The sequence below is a fragment of the Corynebacterium afermentans subsp. afermentans genome (assembly GCF_030408355.1).
Lineage (GTDB): Bacteria > Actinomycetota > Actinomycetes > Mycobacteriales > Mycobacteriaceae > Corynebacterium > Corynebacterium afermentans.
The window spans coordinates 556080-572910 of the sequence record NZ_CP046606.1 but is presented as its reverse complement, the minus strand read 5'-3'; the positions used below and the strand labels follow the sequence as shown (position 1 = coordinate 572910).

Below are 16831 nucleotides of genomic sequence, written 5' to 3'. Positions count from 1 at the left end.
GGCTAGCGCGAAGTGATCGGCAGCGCGCGCACGCCTTCCAGGCCGGGAACCTCGCGCCAGATCGGGTTGTCTGCGCCGGAGGCCGGCATCTGCAGCAGCGCGTTGGCGTCCGTGACGTACAGGGTGCTCGGCGACGCCGCCACCGCCACCACGGGCGCCGAGATGTTGCCTGCGGACATCGCGGTCATGGAGGAGCCGTCCTGTTCCACGCGCATCACCGGCGTGGTGGAGGTCGTGCCCACGAGCAGGGATCCGTCCGGGCGCCAGTCGGCGGAGATCACGCTGCCTGCCAGTTCTTGGGCGTACTCGCAGACGTTGACAATGGAGCGCTCGCCCGAGGCCTGGCGGCGCACAATCCCGGTGTAAAGGCTGCCGTCGATGACCATCACTACCCGGGTGCCGGTGCGAGACAGGCGCAGTACGGAAATGTTTCCGTCCACTCCCTTGGGCAGCTCAACTTTGACCTCGCCGGTGGTCAGATTGCCAGTGGCTGCGGATCTCACCGTGCGCAGGATCTGCTTGCCGTCGACCACCGTCCACACCGCGGCCGCGTCGGGTTCGAACGCGGGGCGGGTAAACGTGCCCGCGCGCATGACTTCCGCTTCAGCACCGTCGAAGGTTCCCACGCGGAAGATATCGTCCTCATCGTCGCCGGGTTTGCCAAAGATGGCGGCCCACTCACCGCCGCCGGCGATGTCCACCGAGGACACATCGCCGGCTGCGCCGAGGCTGCCCTCCACCGGGTGCGTGGAGCGCTCTTCCACCTGCACAACATTGCCGCTGGACAGGGCGTAGAGCTTGGTCTCCCCCACCGTCTCCACCAGGGGGCTCGCGGCGATGAAGTCATCGGTGTCCAGGGCGGCGGTGCCGTCGATAAGCGATTGCCCGTCAGCCTCCAGCATGTACGGGCCGGTCACCCCCGCAGACGCGAGCGTCCACACAACCTGGGCCGCGAAACGGGCGCGCTCATCCTCACTCACTCCGGAAAAACCGCTGAAGGTGTAGATGCCGTCGCGCTCGCCCGTGTACGTCACTCTCGATGGCAGCGAGCCGGTCAATGCGGGGCGCAGACGCTCGGAGGGGCCCTCCATGAGCAGGCCGATAAGGTCGCTGGCCAGGGTTTCGCGGCGCGAATGCACCCAGCGACGGTCCGTGACAAGCTCCTGGTCGTCCTGGTCGAAGAAGTACAGGTTGTACGGCTGGTACTGGTTGCGCAACTCCGTGCGCTCAAAGACCACGCCTTCCGGCAGCGAGGAGATGCGCCACTGCCCGTCGACCATCTCCATGTCGATGGTGGCCTCGTAGTCTCCCCGCTCCGGCGAGTAGGAACCGCCGGGGCGCACCGTGCCGACAACCTGGCCGTGCACCGCGAAGCTGCGCTGCCCCACTGAGGAACCCGGCAGCGTGGTCATGCCGATGCTGTCCACGACGAGCTGTTGGCCGGTCGGGTCCCACGCCGTGGAGGCACCCTCGGTGAGGTAGGCGCGCGCTGCCTCGTAGTCGCCGTCGGGTGTCGCGGATGCGTGGTAAAAATCGCGGAGCAAAAGGTCCGGCTCTTGTCCGTCCTTCGGACCGGCGTCCTGCGTTTCGGTCTCATCGGGCGTGAAGGAGCGGATGACGTGCGGCGCCGAGTTCGTGGGCAGCGAGGCGCAGCTAGTGGTCAGCGCCGTCAGCGCAACCATGAGGCAGGCAAGGGTTTTACGCATTGGTGTCCTCCTGGGGCTCTCGCTTATCGACGGCTCCGCCTTCCCCGCCAAATCCTTCAGCGCTGTCGGCAGAGTTTTCTGCGCCGTCAAGTGGTTCTGCAGACTCTGGTGCGGTAGCGCGCGGCGCCTCGAGCGGAAGCGGGGACTCGGTGACCCCGGCCTCCAGGTGGCGCGGCAGCACCAGGCGGAACTGCGAGCCCACGCCGAATTCGCCGACCGCGTCGAGCGTGCCGCCGTGCAGCTGCGCATCCTCCCGTGCGATGGCCAGGCCCAAGCCCGTGCCGCCGGAGTGGCGCTTGCGGGACTTATCGGCGCGCCAAAACCGGTTGAACACCAAGTCTTCTTCGCCCGACTTCAGGCCCACACCACCGTCGGTGACGGTGATAGCCACTGCCTCGTCGTTGGAACGCATGCGCACGGTGACCGGGTTGCCTTCGGAATGGTCGATGGCGTTCGCGATGAGGTTTCGCACGACGCGCTCGATGCGGCGCGCATCGCCTTCCAAAGTCTGCGGCTCGTCTGGGATGTCGAAGATGACGTCCACGTCCAGCTCTTCGGCCAGGTGCTGGGTTTGCTGCCAAGCGGATTCCGCCGGCTGGCGGACATCCACGTTCGCGGAGGACAGCTCAGCCACACCGGCGTCGTGGCGGGAGATTTCCAACAGGTCGTTGAGCAACGCCTCGAATCGGTCCAGCTCGCTGATCATCAGCTGCGAGGCACGCTTGGTCGCCGGCTCCAGCGAATCCTCGTTCGCGGCGATCAAATCCGCCGCCATACGGACCGTGGTTAGCGGGGTGCGCAGCTCGTGTGAGACGTCGGAGGTGAACTGGCGCTGCAGCGAGCCGTACTCCTCCAGGTTGGCAATCTGCTTGCTTAAGGTGTCCGCCATGTCGTTGAAGGACATGGCGAGCACGGCCATCTCGTCCTCGCCGTCGACAGGCATTCGCTCCCGCAAGTGCCCGGATGCGAAACGTTGCGCGGTGCGCGAGGCGGAGCGCACCGGCGCCACAATCTGCTGGGACGCGAGCCAAGAGATGCCCATCAACAGCACCACGACGATCACCGCGGCAGACGCCAAAATGCCGCGCATGAGCGCCACGGTGGAGGCTTCGCTTTCCATGTTCATCACCAGATAGAGGCGTAGGTTGGGGATGTCCGCGTTGGTCGGGGTTCCCACAATCAGCGCGTCGTAGGCCGAACCGTCCGGGCGCTCCACGGTGGCGAACTGGTACGCCACGTTGCCGTCCCTGACATAGTCGCCCAGCCGCTTCGGAATCTGGTATGCCTCCGGCGAGGAGGTCACGGAGCCGTTCGGGGCTTCGACCACCAGCACCGGCTCGTAGAAGCTGGCGGAGTCGCCGCTTTCCTGCACGCGCTGCGTCAACCCGGCGCGCGCCGAATTCAGCCGCGCCTGCAAGGATGCAGAAGACCCAGAGTTGGCCAGCTGGTAATCCACGGTCGAGCGGGCACGCTCAATTTCCACACTGGCGGTTTCAATCTTGGCAGCGGTAATGCGGTCCGTGACAACGGACGCCAGCGCGAAGCCAAGCACAGACATCACGACCGTGGACACCAGCAGCACCGTGCCCACGAAGCGGACCTGCAGCTTCGTGGACCAGGCGTGCCGCACTCGGTCGCTAGCACGACGTATGGCGTCCAGGTGCTACACCTCCGACTTACCGGTTTTGTAGCCCACACCGCGCACGGTGAGGATAATCTCCGGGTTCTCCGGGTCGTGCTCGATCTTGGAGCGCAGACGCTGCACGTGCACGTTGACCAGGCGGGTGTCGGAGGCGTTGCGGTAGCCCCACACGGACTCCAGCAGTTCCTCGCGCGAGTGCACCTGGTTGGGCTTGCGCGCCATCTCCACCAAGAGGTCGAACTCCAGGGGTGTGAGCTGGATTTCCTCGTCGCCGCGGGTGACGGTGTGCTGCGGCACGTCCACAGTCAGGTCGCCGACCTCGAACACGTCTGCCGGGGTCTCGTCGGTGCGGCGCAGGCGCGCGCGGATGCGGGCAACGAGCTCTTTCGGCTTGAACGGTTTGGTGATGTAGTCGTCCGCGCCGGACTCCAAACCCAGCACCACGTCCACCGTGTCCGTTTTGGCGGTGAGCATAACCACTGGCACCGCGGACTCCTTGCGGATCTCGCGGCAGATGTCGATACCGTTCATGCCCGGCAGCATCAGATCCAAAAGGATCAGGTCCGGGTCGAACGAGCGGAAGGCAGGCACCGCCTCAACACCGTCCGTCACGGAGCTGGTTTGGAAACCTTCGGCCTCCAACACGATTGTCAGCATCTCGTTGATCGCCGGGTCGTCGTCCACCACAAGGATCTTCGGTGCCATGCGTCCTCCTCCATCCTTTTCGCGCTGAGCCGCTGAGCTTGAACTGCTCTTCTACTCCGTCAGCTCGCTCACTGCCTGCATGATAACCGCCGGATCTGCGGTGCGAAGCCACCGGCTCACCCAGTTGTGCTCCGCCAGCTCCGAATATGCCTGGAAGGTCGCCACCTGCAGAGCCACGTCGCGCTCGTAGCGGTCGCGGGTGCGCGTTGCGTCCTGCTCCTCGCGCGCCTCCGCGCGCTCGCGGGCAACATCCGGGGTGGTGTCCACCAGAACCTGCAGATCCGGCTTGGGTAGACCCAACTTTTCAAATTCCAAGTCGTGCACCCACTTCACCGCGGCGGTATCACCCGTGCGGGCGCTGGTGTACGCCGCGTTGGACGCCACGTAGCGGTCCAGGATGATAATGCGGTCTCGTCGGCCAGCGAAGCCGTCGAGAAGCTGCTTCGCCCCATGCCTGTCCAACGCGAACATGGTGGCCATGCCGAACGCGGAATCTGTCAGATCGCCCATGCGCCCGTGCAGGGCGTCCTGCGCCAGCTGGGCGTGGACGGACGTCTCATAGCGGGGAAACGCCAAGGTCTCGGCACCGAAGCGCTCTTTTAGCGCGGTGACAAGCGTGTTTTTGCCGGCACCATCTATGCCTTCAACAGCGACAATCATGCAGTTACGCCAACGCCTCGAGGAACTGCTCCAGATCCTGCTCGGTGTCCGCCTCCTCGAGCACGGCGGCCGCGGACTCAACTAGCTGCTCGTCCATCTCGTCCGGACGCATACGGATAAACGGGTAGGTCTCAGCGATCTCGCCGGCAGAAAACGGCGCACCCGCCCAAATCGCGGCGATCGTGGCCGCAGCCTGGCCGTTCAGGAGCTCATCTTCGCTCGGATCCTGCTTCGCAGCGAGGAGAACCGCATCACGGACCGCCTCGAAAACCTCGTCGAAATCAAGATCGACCAGCTCGTCCAGGAAGTCGGTGTTGGCATCGACCGTGAAAATCTGCTCGTCCCAAGTGCTCACTGCGGCGCTCCTTCCATAGATAGTGCGCGAGCGGGCGCCCGCGCGTTGCGTTACACCCATCTGTATACGGCAAAACGCGCCCCCGGGGCAGCAGAACGCGCATCGACTCGCCGCGCGGGGGTTCCGCATTTACCAACCGCGTGCTATAAACAGTGCTACAACGCAAAACGTTATCAATTTGTAACTACTACGCGGGGCCGAAACGCCCCGTGGGAGGAGCCACCGTGGAAGGGACAGCACGCCGGGTAGCCGTGTTCATCGGCGCTGGTGCGCTCCTTGCCGCCCTCGTCGGGTTCACCGTGTGGGCCACCTCCTCGGCCGGGCAGAACAACCGCGCCGGTTTCACCGCGGAAGCCGCTGGAACCACCGACGCCAGCGCCACGCCCACCACATCGAGCCCGACAACGGAAACGGTGACGGAGAACCAGACACACACCCGGACCGTGCGCAGCCCTGCAAGCGCCGCCGACAACGGACGCAACGCCAACCGCGGCGCGGGCGATGCCGGTCGAGCCAGCTCCGACGAAGGACGCGCCGGCGCTGCCGTGCCCACCGGCTACAACGCGGCGCAGGACCCGTACCTGCCGCCGCACGCTGTGGTTGCTCCGGCACCGGAGTCGGGGCAGCCGTCCCGCGTGTACCGCCCGTCCAACATCGTGCCCTCCCCTGCCCGTCCGCAGGCAGCGCCGCAGGGCGCCAACCCGGCGGCAGAGCCAACCCCGGCGGGCGCACAGACCAGCACGCGCACTTCCTCCCAGCAGACGCCGGGCAGCACCCCGCCGCGCGAGCCGGGTGAGAGCAGCGCAGCGCAGCCGAGCACCCCTGCTACGCCGGCACCTGGTGGGTCCGAAGCACAGCCGTCGGAGGCCACCGAGCCGACGCGCACCCCGGCACAGGAGCCGTCGAAGCAGCCGGAACAGCCGCAGACCACTGAAGCGTCCGATGAGTCAGAGCAGACGCCGCAGCCGGGCAACGGCTCGGGCCCATCGCACGGCCCCGATGACATGGGCGACTCGGGCGACACGGGCGGCGTCCAGGTGGGAGAATCGTCGGAGCAAGAGCCTTCTCACGCACAGGATGCGCCGCAGAGCCCGGCGCCAAAGACGCGGCTTGAAGGCGCAGGCGAGGCGACACAGCCGTCCGCGGGCGCCGAAATCACCGACGCCGCCGACTCCGCTCCCGCATCGCAGGTGACCCCGGAGGCCACCGCTGCGGAGGAGCCCTCGGCGCCGACCCGTGTGGCGGGCAAGGAAGACGTTGCGGGCTACCCGAAGGAAGATGAAGGCATGACGGCCCGCGGCGTGTTGGACAAGATCACCGGCCGCTAAACCACGCAGCGTTGAGGGCCGCGTAGCCGTTAGGCCGTAGCCACAAACACCTGGGCCGCGCCCTCGGCGGTCAGCTGCACTTCCCTTTCGCTCGCCGGCGCCCAAGCTGCGTTGCCCTGGGACAGCACAAACCCGTCGGCGCCGCGCACCTCGCCGGAGGTGCACAGCACAATCGCGGGGCCGTCTTCGTCGATGACCAGCGTCTCGCCGTGGGCAAGCGAATGCACGCGCACCGCGAAACTGTCCACCGGAAGCTGGAACTCCACGCCGCCGTGCGACGGGGCTGCCTCTGCCCGCGGGTTTTCCAAGGTGCTGAAGTCCAGCACCTTCACCAGCTCCGGCACGTCCACATGCTTGGTGGTCAGCCCACCTCGCAGCACGTTGTCGGAGTTAGCCATGACCTCCACGCCCAGCCCCGACAGGTAGGCGTGAAGCTGGCCGGCACGCAAAAACGCCGCCTCGCCGGGCGCGAGCGTGAGCACGTTCAGCAGCAACGCCGCCAACACGCCCACATCGCCCGGGTAGGCCCGGTTGAGCTCGAGGTAGACCTCGGCGGCGTCTACCATCCATGCAGGGGCTGAGTGTTGGTCGACGAGCTCCGCCGCCGCGCGCTGCACCGATTCGATCAACTCCACCCGCGGCTGGTGCGGCAGCGAAATCAGGGTGGTAAACAATGCGCGCAGATCGCCCTCGCCGTCCGTGGGCAACAAGGTGGCGTAGCGGTCCAGCTCCGCGCTGCCGAGCTCGGCAAAAAACGCGGCGGTGTCCGGAACCGGACGGAACCCGGCCAAAGCGCGGAACTCGGTCAGCGCGACAATGAGCTCGGGCTTGTGGTTCGGATCCTTGTAGTTGCGGTTCGGGCTGTTCAACGCGATGCCCTCGGTGTTTTCGCGCGCAAAGCCTTCCTGTGCCTGCTCCAGCGAGGGGTGGGCCTGGATGCTCAAGGGCGCGGCCGCAGCGAGCAGCTTGACCAGAAACGGCAATTGGTCGCCGTGCGCTTCTGTGACCCTTTTGCCCAGCGCGGCGGCCGGGTCGGCGGCAATGGCTTCGTCCAAGCCTTGCCCGTTCACCGTCGCCGGGGCGGCCGGGTGGGCACCAAACCAGAGTTCCGCCTGCGGCTGCGGGCTCGGCGAAGGCTCGCCGCGCAGCTGGGCGATCAACGTGTGAGAGCCCCAGGGGTAGGGGCGCAGAGCTCCTTCGAGGTGCTCCATGGTTCTCCTTCTACTCCTCCGTGGCGGCGGCATCGGCGTCGGCAGCAAGCGCCGTTACCGCGTAGGCCCGGGCAACCAGGCGTGCCGCGCGGGCCGCCAGATCATCCGCTTCAGTCTCCACAGATTCCATCTGGCTGCCTGCCGGGGCCACCGGATCGGTGGCCTCGCACGTCCAAACAACGGTTGTTAAACCTACCAGCTTCGCGGGGCCGTCGAGGTAGGGGTCGTGGAAGATATCGTCCGCGGAGGAGGCGGAATTACCCTCCTGAGCACGCTCGACGGCAAAGGGAAGCTCGTGGTGGTCCACAAAGGACGCGGGGATGCCGCGTGTGGACCACAGCGCCGCGACAAGCTCCGCCACCGCACTGCCTGCCGGACCGAATCCGGTGTGCAGCACCCGAGCGCCGTCAAACTGGGCGCGCAGTTTGCGCGCGGCGTTGACCGCCACGTCGCGCCGCGGCGAGACAGACTCGAGCTCCGCGTCCACTTCAGACGCCAGCAGCTCGAAGCGCTCCGCCACCACCTCGGCCGGCTGGCGCAGCGCAAGCAGCACCGCACCCACGACGGCGCACGTGCGCAGCGGAGAGGTGCCAGCAGTGTCGGGCAGGGCGGGAATGACGGTGGTGGCCTGTGGTGCGTCTTCAAGCAAGGGCCCCTGATTCGGACCGGCGAGGATGGTCTCTGCGCCGCGGTCCACCGCGGTGAGCAAACCGCGCAGGTCCGTCTCGCGTCCGGCGTTGTCGCCCACAACCACCACGACATCGAGCGCCCCGACGTACGCCGGCAGCACGTCCACAACCACCACCGGCACCTCGAGCGGGGCGGCAAAGGTTGCCACCGCACGCGCCGCGGCCGCCGCGACCTGGTCGGTGGCCAGCACAACCACGCTGCGGGGCTGCAGCCCGCGCAAACCTTCGAGCAGGTGCGTCGCCTGGCCCACGGCACGGAGCTGGGCGCCCTCGTGGGCGATGTCGAAAAACAGGGCGTCTTCCCTGGAAAATCCGCTCATACCCCGCGAGCGTACGCGGGGAACCTCAAGCGCGGATGATGCCGAGGATTTCCTCGGTCAGCGCGTCCACTTCGTCGCGGGTCGGCGCCTCGGCGTTCAGGCGCAGCAGCGGCTCGGTGTTGGAGGCGCGCACGTTGAACCAGGACTTGGAGTCTTTGAGCTGCACGGTGACGCCGTCAAGGGTGTCCACGGATTCCGCGCGGTCCGCAAACGCGTCCACTACGCGCTGCGTGGCTGCGGCCTGGTCGGCGACCTCGGAGTTGATCTCGCCGGAGGCGGTGTAGCGCTCGTAGGCGCCCATCATCTCGCTCAGCGGCGCGTCCTGCTCCGCCAGCGCGGCCAGCACGTGCAGCGCTGCCACCAGGCCGGAGTCGGCGTTGAAGAACTCCGAGAAGTAGTAGTGCGCGGAGTGCTCGCCGCCGAACAGCGCGGAATGCTCCGCCATCTGCGCCTTGATGTAGGAGTGGCCGACGCGCGTGCGCACCGCGTTGCCGCCGTGCTCTTCAATCAGCTCCGGCACGGCGCGGGAGGTGATCAGGTTGTGGATGATCGTCGCGCCCGGGTGCTGCTTGAGCGTGCGGGTGGCGATCAGCGCGGTGATCGCGGACGGGGAGACGGCCTCGCCGCGCTCGTCTACCACGAAGCAGCGGTCCGCGTCCCCGTCGAAGGCGAGACCGATGTCGGCCCCCTGCTCCACGGTGAACTTCTGCAGGTCAACCAGGTTCTTCGGGTCCAGCGGGTTCGCCTCGTGGTTGGGGAAGGTGCCGTCGAGCTCAAAGTACAGCGGGCGGATGTCCATATCCCCCAGCACCGCCGGCACCGTCATGCCGCCCATGCCGTTAGCCGCGTCCACCGCCACAACAAGCTTGCGGCGCGCAGGAACCGGCACAAGCTCGCGCAGGTAGGAGGCGTACTCATCCAGGGCGTCATGCTTATCGACGTCCCCAGGTTCCCCCTCATACCCCGGCACACCCTCGAGGATCATGCGGGCGATCTCGCCCAGGCCCGTGTCCGTGGACACCGGGGTCGCACCCGCGCGGCAGAGCTTGATGCCGTTGTACTGCGCCGGGTTGTGCGAAGCGGTAAACATCGCGCCGGCGCAGCGCTTCGTGCCAGCGACGAAATACAGCTCGTCGGTAGACGTCAGTCCCAGCAGGGTCACGTTGAGGCCCTGGCTGGCGGCGCCTTCCGCGAAAGCGTTTGCAAGCGCGGGCGAGGACGGGCGCATGTCGTGGCCGACCGCAATGCGGGTCTCCCCCTCCCCGCGCAGGATGTGCGCGAACGCCGCGCCCGCGGTGCGGACGAAGTCCTCGTCGATGGTCTCGCCAACGACGCCGCGAACGTCGTACGCCTTGATAACGCTCTTCAGCGTCTCGTTCGTGTGCTCAATAGCCATGCGCGGTATCTTATCGCGCTCCCCGACGCGATCCTGCGCAGACCGCTTTGGTCACCGCTGCTACTGCTCAGCCTCCGGGTCCGGCACGATGCGCAGGTGGGAGCGCCGCGCCGCCTTGGCCGCAGCTATCTGCTCTTCCACCCGCTTCGTGCGGTGCACCGGGTGGTTGGAGGTGTCCGGGTTGTTGAAGTCCTTGTCCGCCGAATACTCGATCGGGTCCTGGCCTGTTTCCACCAGCCCGGTGGTCACACGCCCCGCTTCGCGCACTGCCTCCGCGAGCGCGGTGATGTCGGTGCTTTCGTCGTCCAAATCGTCGTCGAGCTCGACGTGCTCGACGCGGACCAGCTCCCAGCCCACCGGTGCGGTGATGTGCGCGGAATGGTGTTCGCAAAGATCCCAGGCGTGCGGGTCCGGGGCGGGCGCGAGCGGTCCGACCACTGCCGTCGAATCCGCGTACGCGTAGATCAGCGTGGCCACGGCGGGCCGACCGCACCCTGGGCGGCAACAACGGCGGTAGATATTCACGGCGCCAAGTCTAAACCCCACATTGAGATTTCGATAGTGCAACGCGGCGCGCCCACGCCACCTTTGCTGCGCCGCGAAATAGCATTGCCAGCTATGAGCTCCACTCGCCCCTCCCACGTGCAACCGGCCCGCAACCGCCACGGCCGGGGCGTGCGCGGGCCCATCCTGCCGGTTGGTGTGCCGCGGTATCGCACCCGCGCCAATGCATTCGACCAACTGGTCATCGACGCATACGCGCCGCTTCATAACCAGTACTTCAGCGAGCTGGCCGGCGTCGACCTCGCCGTCGACACCATTCCGCGGATGCGGTTGAGCCCTGACATGACGGTGCTGCCGGACGAGATCATCGCCGACGGCCCGGTGCCGCTCGGTCGCGTCTTGCAGGCGGGCGTGGACAGGCAGGGCAACCCCACACGCGCGCGCTTCGTGGTGTTTCGCATGCCTATCGAGCACCGCACCTCGACAACACAAGAGCGGTCAGAACTCCTTACTTGGGTTCTGACCGCTCTTGTGGCCAATTACCTCAACTTGGATCCGAGGACTATCTCCCCAGACTTCCCCTGGTAGGGCCCTAGCTGATCTGCTTTTTCAGGCGACGGCGCTCACGGTCGGAGAGTCCGCCCCAAATCCCGAAACGTTCGTCGTGCTCGAGCGCGTATTCCAAGCACTCGTCGCGCACGGCGCACGCCTTGCAGATTCGCTTTGCCTCGCGGGTCGAGCCGCCCTTCTCAGGGAAGAACGCCTCCGGGTCGGTCTGGGCACACAGTGCCTGATCCTGCCACTCCTGCTCGACGGCGCCGAACAACTCGTCGAGGGTCATCCCTCCTGCGGCTGCGCCGCGGAGGGTGGCGTCTGCCTGGTTTTCCACGCCATTACCTTCCTTAGTTGCTTGTCGGTCGTATAAGAGTGGTGACCGCAGTTCCCGGCTGATGGGTTCTGCGGATAACACTGTTGTGATTACACACCGCGACACTAAATAGCCGCAACCAGAATTCCGCAGTTTCCGGCCTGCGCTCCCCAATTCCCACGTCGCCCGTCACAAGAGTCACATCAGTCACATACGAGGGAAGATGGGGGTGGACATAGGGGGTACTACATCTAGTAGCTCCGGGGATTTGAGCAACTATTTGCCGGTTTTGGCGTGTCGCTTACGCGTCCGGAGAGAAACGCACTCCCGAATCCGGAATTTCCACGCCCGGCCACACGCGCATGCCCGCCTGCAGCTCGCAACGCGCCCCGATCCGAGCGCCGTCGCCAATCACGCAGTCCGTGACACGCGCGTTCGCGCCGATCGTCGCACCTGCCGCGATAATGGAGTTGCGCACCATCGCACCAGGCTCGATGGTCACGCCGTCGAAGATCACGGAATCGTCCACGCGCGAGCCAGCGCCGATCTCGCAGCCGCGGCCCACAGCGGTGCCGCCCATAAGGATGACGCCGTGCGCGATGCCAGCGGAGTCGTCCACAAGCGACTCGCCCGTACGCCCCTCCAGCAACGGCGAGTATGCGATGCCTCGCACCACATCCGAGGACCCCTGGACGAAATCGTCAGGGCGGCCCATGTCGCGCCAGTAGGAAGAATCCACGTGCCCGACCACCTTCGCGCCGGAAGACAGCAGGCCCGGGAAGGTCTCGCGCTCCACCGAGACCACGCGGTCGGCCGGGATCTGCTCGATCACGGAGCGCTTGAACACGTAGCAGCCGGCGTTGATCTGGTCGGTCGGCGGGTCCTCCGTCTTCTCCAAAAACGCAAGCACGTTGCCGTCCTCGTCCGTCGGCACCGAGCCGAACGCGCGCGGATCCGGCACGCGCACCAGGTGCAGCGTGACATCCGCGTCCTTGTCAACGTGGGTGGAGGCGATGGCGGACAGGTCCGCGCCGGAGAGGACATCGCCGTTGAACACCATGGCGTTGTCGTAGCGCAGCTTGTCCAAAACGTTGCGGATGCCGCCGCCGGTGCCGAGGGCTTCCTCCTCCACCACGTACTCGATTTGCAGGCCGAATTCGGAGCCGTCGCCGAAGTACTCCTCGAACACCTCAGCCTTGTAGGACGTGCCCAGCACGACGTGGTGCATGCCGGCGGCCTTGATTCGGGCCAGCAGGTGCGCCAGGAATGGGTACCCCGCGGTGGGCAGCATCGGCTTCGGTGTCGACACCGTCAGCGGGCGCAGGCGCGTGCCGCGCCCGCCCACCAGGATCACCGCATCCATCTCTGCCACTGCCCCGTCGGTCGCCTGTGCGGCGCCGATGTGCTCCGAAGTTGCCATTGCTCGTCCTTTTCTTCCTGCCTACTGGAGTTCTCTCTAAGTTTTGTTGCACCGGCTCGGCTTGCGAAGCCCAAGCTGGAACGCCCCGCGGACTTTCAGCCCGAGCCACAGCGCCCAACGCAGCGGGGCCTGCCACGGGTGCGGGTGCCTGTCGCGTTGGAAGCGGTAGGCCGAGCCGTGGTGCGCGGGCACCGTGACCTTACGGAACTTGCCCGCCACATGGCCCTGATCGTGCAAGATCACCGACGACGGGCAGTACAAGTTATCCCACCCGGCGCGCGAAAGCCTGTCGCCGAAGTCGATGTCTTCTAGGTACATGAAGTAGCGCTCGTCGAAGCCGCCGATGGCGTCGAAGGCTTCCCACCGCACCAGCAGGCACGCGCCGGAGAGCCACCCTGCGGTGCGCTGGACGTGCATGTTCGCGTCTGCTTTGTAAGCGCGGGAAAAGGGGTTGTGCGGCCAGACGTCGTAAAGCAATGCATGCCCGGTACCCGTTGCAAGTCCTGGCACCTCGCGCGCGCTGGGGTACGCGGAACCGTCCGCTTCCTCGATGCGTGGGCCCGCCGCACCTGCTTCGGGCGCGGCGTCGATGCAGCGGATCAGCTCGTCGATGCTGCCCGGGCCGAACTCAACGTCAGGGTTGACGATGAGGAAGTAGTCGCTTCGGATCGCATTCGCTTCTCGACGCTCCGCAAGCGCCGCGGCCGCGACATTAATCGCCGCCCCGTATCCGATGTTTCCCCCGGTGGGCAGAAACTCCACGTGCTTGTGCTCGGCGGCCGCGCGCTGCGGCGCGCCGTCGGTGGAGCCGTTATCCGCGCAGACCAAGTGCACCTTGCCGCGCGTCGCCGCGTCGAGCGAGGCAATCAGGTGCGACAGATGCTCGCCCGGCGAGTACGTCACCGTAATCACCGCAAGCGGCGGATTGCCCGCCGCTGCCTCAGGTGTGTGGAGAAAGTCTGCATTCACAATGGCTGGAATCATACCCACCGGTGGGGCCGAAATTGGTGTACGGCACAGGCACTGCAGCAGGGATTCGAGAGGGGATGTCGTATACTTCCCCGCGTGACTGACCCCAACCGGCGTGCCCGCGACATTCAGGCGGCACCATCGCGAGCGCGAGACGTGTCCCAATCCGGACACCCCGTGGTCAAAGGGGTCCTAGCAGTGGTCTCTGCCATGGCGATCACCCTGTCCGGCGTCGGCTACTTCGCCGTCGGCCGCTTGGGCGGGCAGCTTTCCGCCTCGGAGCTCGATGTCAGCTCCCAAAGCAAATCCAAGGGCAAAGGCAATAAGGACGACGCAGCGCTCGACGGCGCAGTGGACATCCTGCTCGTCGGCTCCGACTCACGCACGGACGCCCAGGGCAACCCCTTAAGCGAGGACGAGCTCGCCCGCCTCAACGCCGGCATCGCCGACGGTGAGATCAACACCGACACCATCATGGTGATCCGTATCCCGGAGGACGGCTCCAAGGCGACGGCCGTGTCGATTCCCCGCGACACCTACATCCACGACGCCACCTACGGCAACCTTAAGATCAACGGTGTCTACGGCGCCTACGCCGCTGACAAGCGCGACGAGCTGGTCGAAGAGGACGGCATGTCCGAGGGCCCGGAGCTGGAGCAGCAGGTTGCCCGCGCCGGCCAAGAGGGGCTCATTGATGCAGTGGCCAACCTCACCGGCGTAGAGGTCGACCACTTCGCGCAGGTGGGTCTGCTCGGTTTCGTCCTACTCACGGATGCCGTGGGCGGCGTGACCGTGTGCCTGAACAATGCGGTGGACGAGCCACTGTCCGGCGCCCACTTCCCCGCCGGTGTTCAAACGCTCAATGGAACCCAGGCGTTGTCCTTTGTGCGTCAGCGCCACGACCTGCCCCGCGGCGACCTCGACCGCATTGTCCGCCAGCAGACCTTCATGGCGTCGCTGGTGCGCAACATGCTCTCCGCGGGCACCTTGACCAACCCGGCGCGCCTGCGCGAACTCGCCAACGCCGCGGAGCGCTCCGTCACGCTGGACAAGGACTGGGACGTGGTCCGCTTCGCACAGCAGCTCTCCGGCCTGGCCGGCGACAATGTCTCGTTCACCACGATCCCGGTCACGTCCGTCAACGGCATCGGCGACTACGGCGAGTCCATCATCACCGTCGACGTGTCCCAGGTGCACCAGTTCATGGAGGACTCGGTCAAGCCCGCGCAGGAAGACGACCAGGAAGACAGCCTGGAAAACGACACCGACACTTCAGACTCCCCCGCCGCAGATTCCACGGTGCTCGGCGCCCAGGACGTCATCGTGCTCAACGCCGGAGCCGTGCCGGGCCAGGCCGGCCGCGTCGGCGAGGAGCTTTCCAACCAGGGCATCCAGGTCTCCGAGGTGGCAAACGCCATGGAGGGCCTGTACTACCAGAGCCAGGTAGTGGCGCCCGACGCCGACGATCCCGCCGCGCAGGAGCTCGCCCGCATCCTCGGCGGTGTGCCGGTGGTGGCCAACGCCTCGCTCGAACCGGGCACGATAGTGGCCGTCGTGGCCGAGGATTACGCCGGACCGGGTGTGATGACCGCGGAGGAAGCACAGCAGGAGGCGCCGGTGGGCACCCCAGGCGAGGACTTCGGTGCCACCGAGATCGCCCCCGAGATCACCGCCGACGGCGACAGCCCGCGCTGCGTGAACTAGCACCACCCCGACACCTAGTCCGGCATCGGCACCCTGATGTCGCGCCTGATCGTGTTCACCGTGGTGTTCTGGCTGTTCTGGGTGGTACTGCTGTTTATCTGGTACCAATTCGACTTGCCGTTGGGGCCGGGCGCGTCGATCATGTTGGCGTCGTAAAGCAATTGCCCCTTACGATAGGCGGGCATGAGCATGTTCGCACCGCTGATGCAGACCGACCCGTCGTCGCCGCGCCTGACCGTCTATGACGACTCGCGCGGCGTGCGCATGGATTTTTCGGCGCAGACGCTGGACAACTGGGCCAGCAAGGTCGCCAACATGCTCGACGAGGAGTTCGACGCCGGCGACGAGGTCGCCATCGATCTGCCGGTGTCGTGGCAAGCGGCGGTCATCGCGATCGGCGCGTACAACTCCTCGCGCACCCCGCTTATCGACGCCTCCGGTGCCCCCGCCCCCGACCTCATCTTCACCACCCTGGACGGCGCCGCGCGGTGGAACGAGGTGCCCGATTGCGTGGTGGTCTCCGACGACCCGTTCGGCCGCGGCGTGGTGGAAGCCGGCGGCGAGCTTCCCGTGGGCACCGTGGACTTCGGACCCACCGTGCGCTTCTACGGCGACGACTACTTCGGCCAATCCCCTGCGCTGAGCTCGTTCGCGGTGCCCGGCCTCGATGCGCAGCGCTACCTCGTGCAGGACTGGCACACCACCGGCGAGTTCGCCGCGAACGTGCTCGGCCCCATCGCCGCCGGCGGCTCCGTCGTCGTGGTCACCGGGCTGGTCTCCGCAGAGCGGCTGCAGGAGATCACCGAGGCGGAGAAGGTCACCCGCTTCATCGACGGGCAGTAACGCCCGGGTAGTCGCGAGCCCTCGCGGGGTCGTCGCGGGTCCAACCGACTCAGTCGGTTATTCTGTGGCGGATATACCCGTGCTCACGCCCATGAAGGGACCGCCCATGCTCACCAGCTCCATCTCCCGCCGCGCCATCGCCCCCGCGCTCGCCGTCGCCCTCGTCGCAGGCGCCGCCCCGGTGGCCACCGCCGCCGACGCTTCTGCCCCGGCCACCACGGCGAAGGACACCGAAGCAGCCACCGACCAGGGCAAGCAGTCCAGCGGCCCGGGCAGCTCCGAGTACACCCAGGACGAGATCGACAACGCCAAGCGTTTCGCCGGCCTGCTCGCCGGCATCATCGCCATTGTGGCCACCATCGGCGCCGCCAGCCTCTACTTCGCTGGCCCGCACCTGGGGCTGAACCTGCCGGGCCTGCCGAAGTAGCGCTTCCGGCCGCGCGACCCCCGTCTCAGCGCGACCCCCATTCCACAAACCCCGAGTAAGGGATCCAGAGCACGGCCCAAAATC

Annotated in this window: 18 protein-coding genes; 6 read left to right on the top strand and 12 right to left on the bottom strand. The window is 66.6% G+C overall.

All coding sequences use genetic code 11. From position 1 onward, the window contains the following. Positions 1-2 precede the first annotated feature (2 nt). Genes lpqB through CAFEA_RS02630 form a run of 5 tightly spaced genes read right to left on the bottom strand, consistent with a single transcriptional unit; the run spans position 3 to position 5068 of the window. The gene (gene lpqB, locus CAFEA_RS02650) at positions 3-1706 is read right to left on the bottom strand and encodes an MtrAB system accessory lipoprotein LpqB (protein WP_063938588.1); all 1704 of its coding nucleotides are present in this window, start codon (positions 1704-1706) and stop codon (positions 3-5) included. Beyond that, the gene (gene mtrB / locus CAFEA_RS02645; protein WP_216635703.1) at positions 1699-3336 is read right to left on the bottom strand and encodes an MtrAB system histidine kinase MtrB; all 1638 of its coding nucleotides are present in this window, start codon (positions 3334-3336) and stop codon (positions 1699-1701) included. The genes lpqB and mtrB overlap by 8 nt, the downstream gene beginning before the upstream one ends. Positions 3337-3369: 33 nt before the next feature. Next, positions 3370-4053, bottom strand: coding sequence for an MtrAB system response regulator MtrA (gene mtrA / locus CAFEA_RS02640; protein WP_063938587.1), 684 nt, complete (start codon positions 4051-4053; stop codon positions 3370-3372). Between the two features lie 51 nt (positions 4054-4104). After that, positions 4105-4713: a dTMP kinase gene (locus tag CAFEA_RS02635; RefSeq protein WP_034997494.1), complete on the bottom strand. Its 609-nt coding sequence runs from the start codon at positions 4711-4713 to the stop codon at positions 4105-4107. Positions 4714-4717: 4 nt separating this feature from the next. After that, the gene (locus CAFEA_RS02630) at positions 4718-5068 is read right to left on the bottom strand and encodes a hypothetical protein (RefSeq protein ID WP_034997493.1); all 351 of its coding nucleotides are present in this window, start codon (positions 5066-5068) and stop codon (positions 4718-4720) included. 224 nt (positions 5069-5292) lie between these two features. Here CAFEA_RS02630 and CAFEA_RS02625 point away from each other — a divergent pair, with 224 nt between their 5' ends. Beyond that, positions 5293-6396, top strand: coding sequence for a hypothetical protein (locus tag CAFEA_RS02625; RefSeq protein WP_143313188.1), 1104 nt, complete (start codon positions 5293-5295; stop codon positions 6394-6396). Between the two features lie 29 nt (positions 6397-6425). Here CAFEA_RS02625 and manA read toward each other — a convergent pair whose 3' ends face one another. Genes manA through CAFEA_RS02605 form a run of 4 tightly spaced genes read right to left on the bottom strand, consistent with a single transcriptional unit; the run spans position 6426 to position 10537 of the window. Beyond that, positions 6426-7607 (bottom strand): mannose-6-phosphate isomerase, class I, encoded by a 1182-nt coding sequence (manA, locus tag CAFEA_RS02620; protein WP_063938585.1) that lies wholly within the window; start codon positions 7605-7607, stop codon positions 6426-6428. Between the two features lie 10 nt (positions 7608-7617). Continuing rightward, the gene (locus CAFEA_RS02615; RefSeq protein WP_063938584.1) at positions 7618-8616 is read right to left on the bottom strand and encodes a hypothetical protein; all 999 of its coding nucleotides are present in this window, start codon (positions 8614-8616) and stop codon (positions 7618-7620) included. Between the two features lie 25 nt (positions 8617-8641). Beyond that, positions 8642-10012: a phosphomannomutase/phosphoglucomutase gene (locus CAFEA_RS02610; RefSeq protein WP_063938583.1), complete on the bottom strand. Its 1371-nt coding sequence runs from the start codon at positions 10010-10012 to the stop codon at positions 8642-8644. A gap of 60 nt (positions 10013-10072) precedes the next feature. After that, entirely contained in the window at positions 10073-10537 is a 465-nt protein-coding gene (locus tag CAFEA_RS02605; RefSeq protein ID WP_074431968.1) for a DUF3499 domain-containing protein, read from the bottom strand. A 93-nt stretch (positions 10538-10630) separates the two neighbouring features. Between CAFEA_RS02605 and CAFEA_RS02600 the strand changes: the two genes are divergently transcribed. Further along, entirely contained in the window at positions 10631-11104 is a 474-nt protein-coding gene (locus tag CAFEA_RS02600; RefSeq protein WP_063938582.1) for a metallopeptidase family protein, read from the top strand. A gap of 4 nt (positions 11105-11108) precedes the next feature. Here the strand turns inward: CAFEA_RS02600 and CAFEA_RS02595 are convergent, their stop codons facing one another. From CAFEA_RS02595 to CAFEA_RS02585, 3 genes are all read right to left on the bottom strand, one after another. Further along, on the bottom strand, positions 11109-11357 hold the full coding sequence (locus CAFEA_RS02595; protein ID WP_172796738.1) for a WhiB family transcriptional regulator: 249 nt from the start codon (positions 11355-11357) through the stop codon (positions 11109-11111). 328 nt (positions 11358-11685) lie between these two features. Beyond that, positions 11686-12804, bottom strand: a complete 1119-nt coding sequence (manB, locus tag CAFEA_RS02590) for a mannose-1-phosphate guanylyltransferase (protein WP_034997472.1) — start codon at positions 12802-12804, stop codon at positions 11686-11688. A gap of 36 nt (positions 12805-12840) precedes the next feature. Then, entirely contained in the window at positions 12841-13773 is a 933-nt protein-coding gene (locus tag CAFEA_RS02585; protein ID WP_063938634.1) for a glycosyltransferase family 2 protein, read from the bottom strand. A 96-nt stretch (positions 13774-13869) separates the two neighbouring features. On the opposite strand from CAFEA_RS02585, the gene CAFEA_RS02580 reads away from it, so the two are divergent. The 4 genes from CAFEA_RS02580 to CAFEA_RS02565 all read left to right on the top strand — a co-directional run bounded on the left by CAFEA_RS02580 (position 13870) and on the right by CAFEA_RS02565 (position 16747). Further along, complete coding sequence (locus CAFEA_RS02580; protein ID WP_063938581.1) at positions 13870-15477, top strand: LCP family protein; 1608 nt, start codon at positions 13870-13872, stop codon at positions 15475-15477. A 24-nt stretch (positions 15478-15501) separates the two neighbouring features. Further along, positions 15502-15633, top strand: coding sequence for an AbgT family transporter (locus tag CAFEA_RS02575; RefSeq protein WP_286361204.1), 132 nt, complete (start codon positions 15502-15504; stop codon positions 15631-15633). Positions 15634-15660: 27 nt separating this feature from the next. After that, on the top strand, positions 15661-16320 hold the full coding sequence (locus CAFEA_RS02570) for a TIGR03089 family protein (RefSeq protein ID WP_063938580.1): 660 nt from the start codon (positions 15661-15663) through the stop codon (positions 16318-16320). A 106-nt stretch (positions 16321-16426) separates the two neighbouring features. After that, positions 16427-16747 (top strand): hypothetical protein, encoded by a 321-nt coding sequence (locus CAFEA_RS02565; protein WP_063938579.1) that lies wholly within the window; start codon positions 16427-16429, stop codon positions 16745-16747. Positions 16748-16831: the final 84 nt, after the last annotated feature.

Bases quoted from the DNA above. Each gene is read 5' to 3' on its own strand.
- CAFEA_RS02635 (WP_034997494.1), bottom strand. From the start codon at position 4,713: ATGATTGTCGCTGTTGAAGGCATAGATGGTGCCGGCAAAAACACGCTT.
- CAFEA_RS02600 (WP_063938582.1), top strand. From the start codon at position 10,631: ATGAGCTCCACTCGCCCCTCCCACGTGCAACCGGCCCGCAACCGCCAC.
- CAFEA_RS02615 (WP_063938584.1), bottom strand. From the start codon at position 8,616: ATGAGCGGATTTTCCAGGGAAGACGCCCTGTTTTTCGACATCGCCCAC.
- CAFEA_RS02565 (WP_063938579.1), top strand. From the start codon at position 16,427: ATGCTCACCAGCTCCATCTCCCGCCGCGCCATCGCCCCCGCGCTCGCC.
- lpqB (WP_063938588.1), bottom strand. From the start codon at position 1,706: ATGCGTAAAACCCTTGCCTGCCTCATGGTTGCGCTGACGGCGCTGACC.
- CAFEA_RS02570 (WP_063938580.1), top strand. From the start codon at position 15,661: ATGAGCATGTTCGCACCGCTGATGCAGACCGACCCGTCGTCGCCGCGC.
- mtrA (WP_063938587.1), bottom strand. From the start codon at position 4,053: ATGGCACCGAAGATCCTTGTGGTGGACGACGACCCGGCGATCAACGAG.
- manB (WP_034997472.1), bottom strand. From the start codon at position 12,804: ATGGCAACTTCGGAGCACATCGGCGCCGCACAGGCGACCGACGGGGCA.
- CAFEA_RS02595 (WP_172796738.1), bottom strand. From the start codon at position 11,357: ATGACCCTCGACGAGTTGTTCGGCGCCGTCGAGCAGGAGTGGCAGGAT.
- CAFEA_RS02610 (WP_063938583.1), bottom strand. From the start codon at position 10,012: ATGGCTATTGAGCACACGAACGAGACGCTGAAGAGCGTTATCAAGGCG.
- manA (WP_063938585.1), bottom strand. From the start codon at position 7,607: ATGGAGCACCTCGAAGGAGCTCTGCGCCCCTACCCCTGGGGCTCTCAC.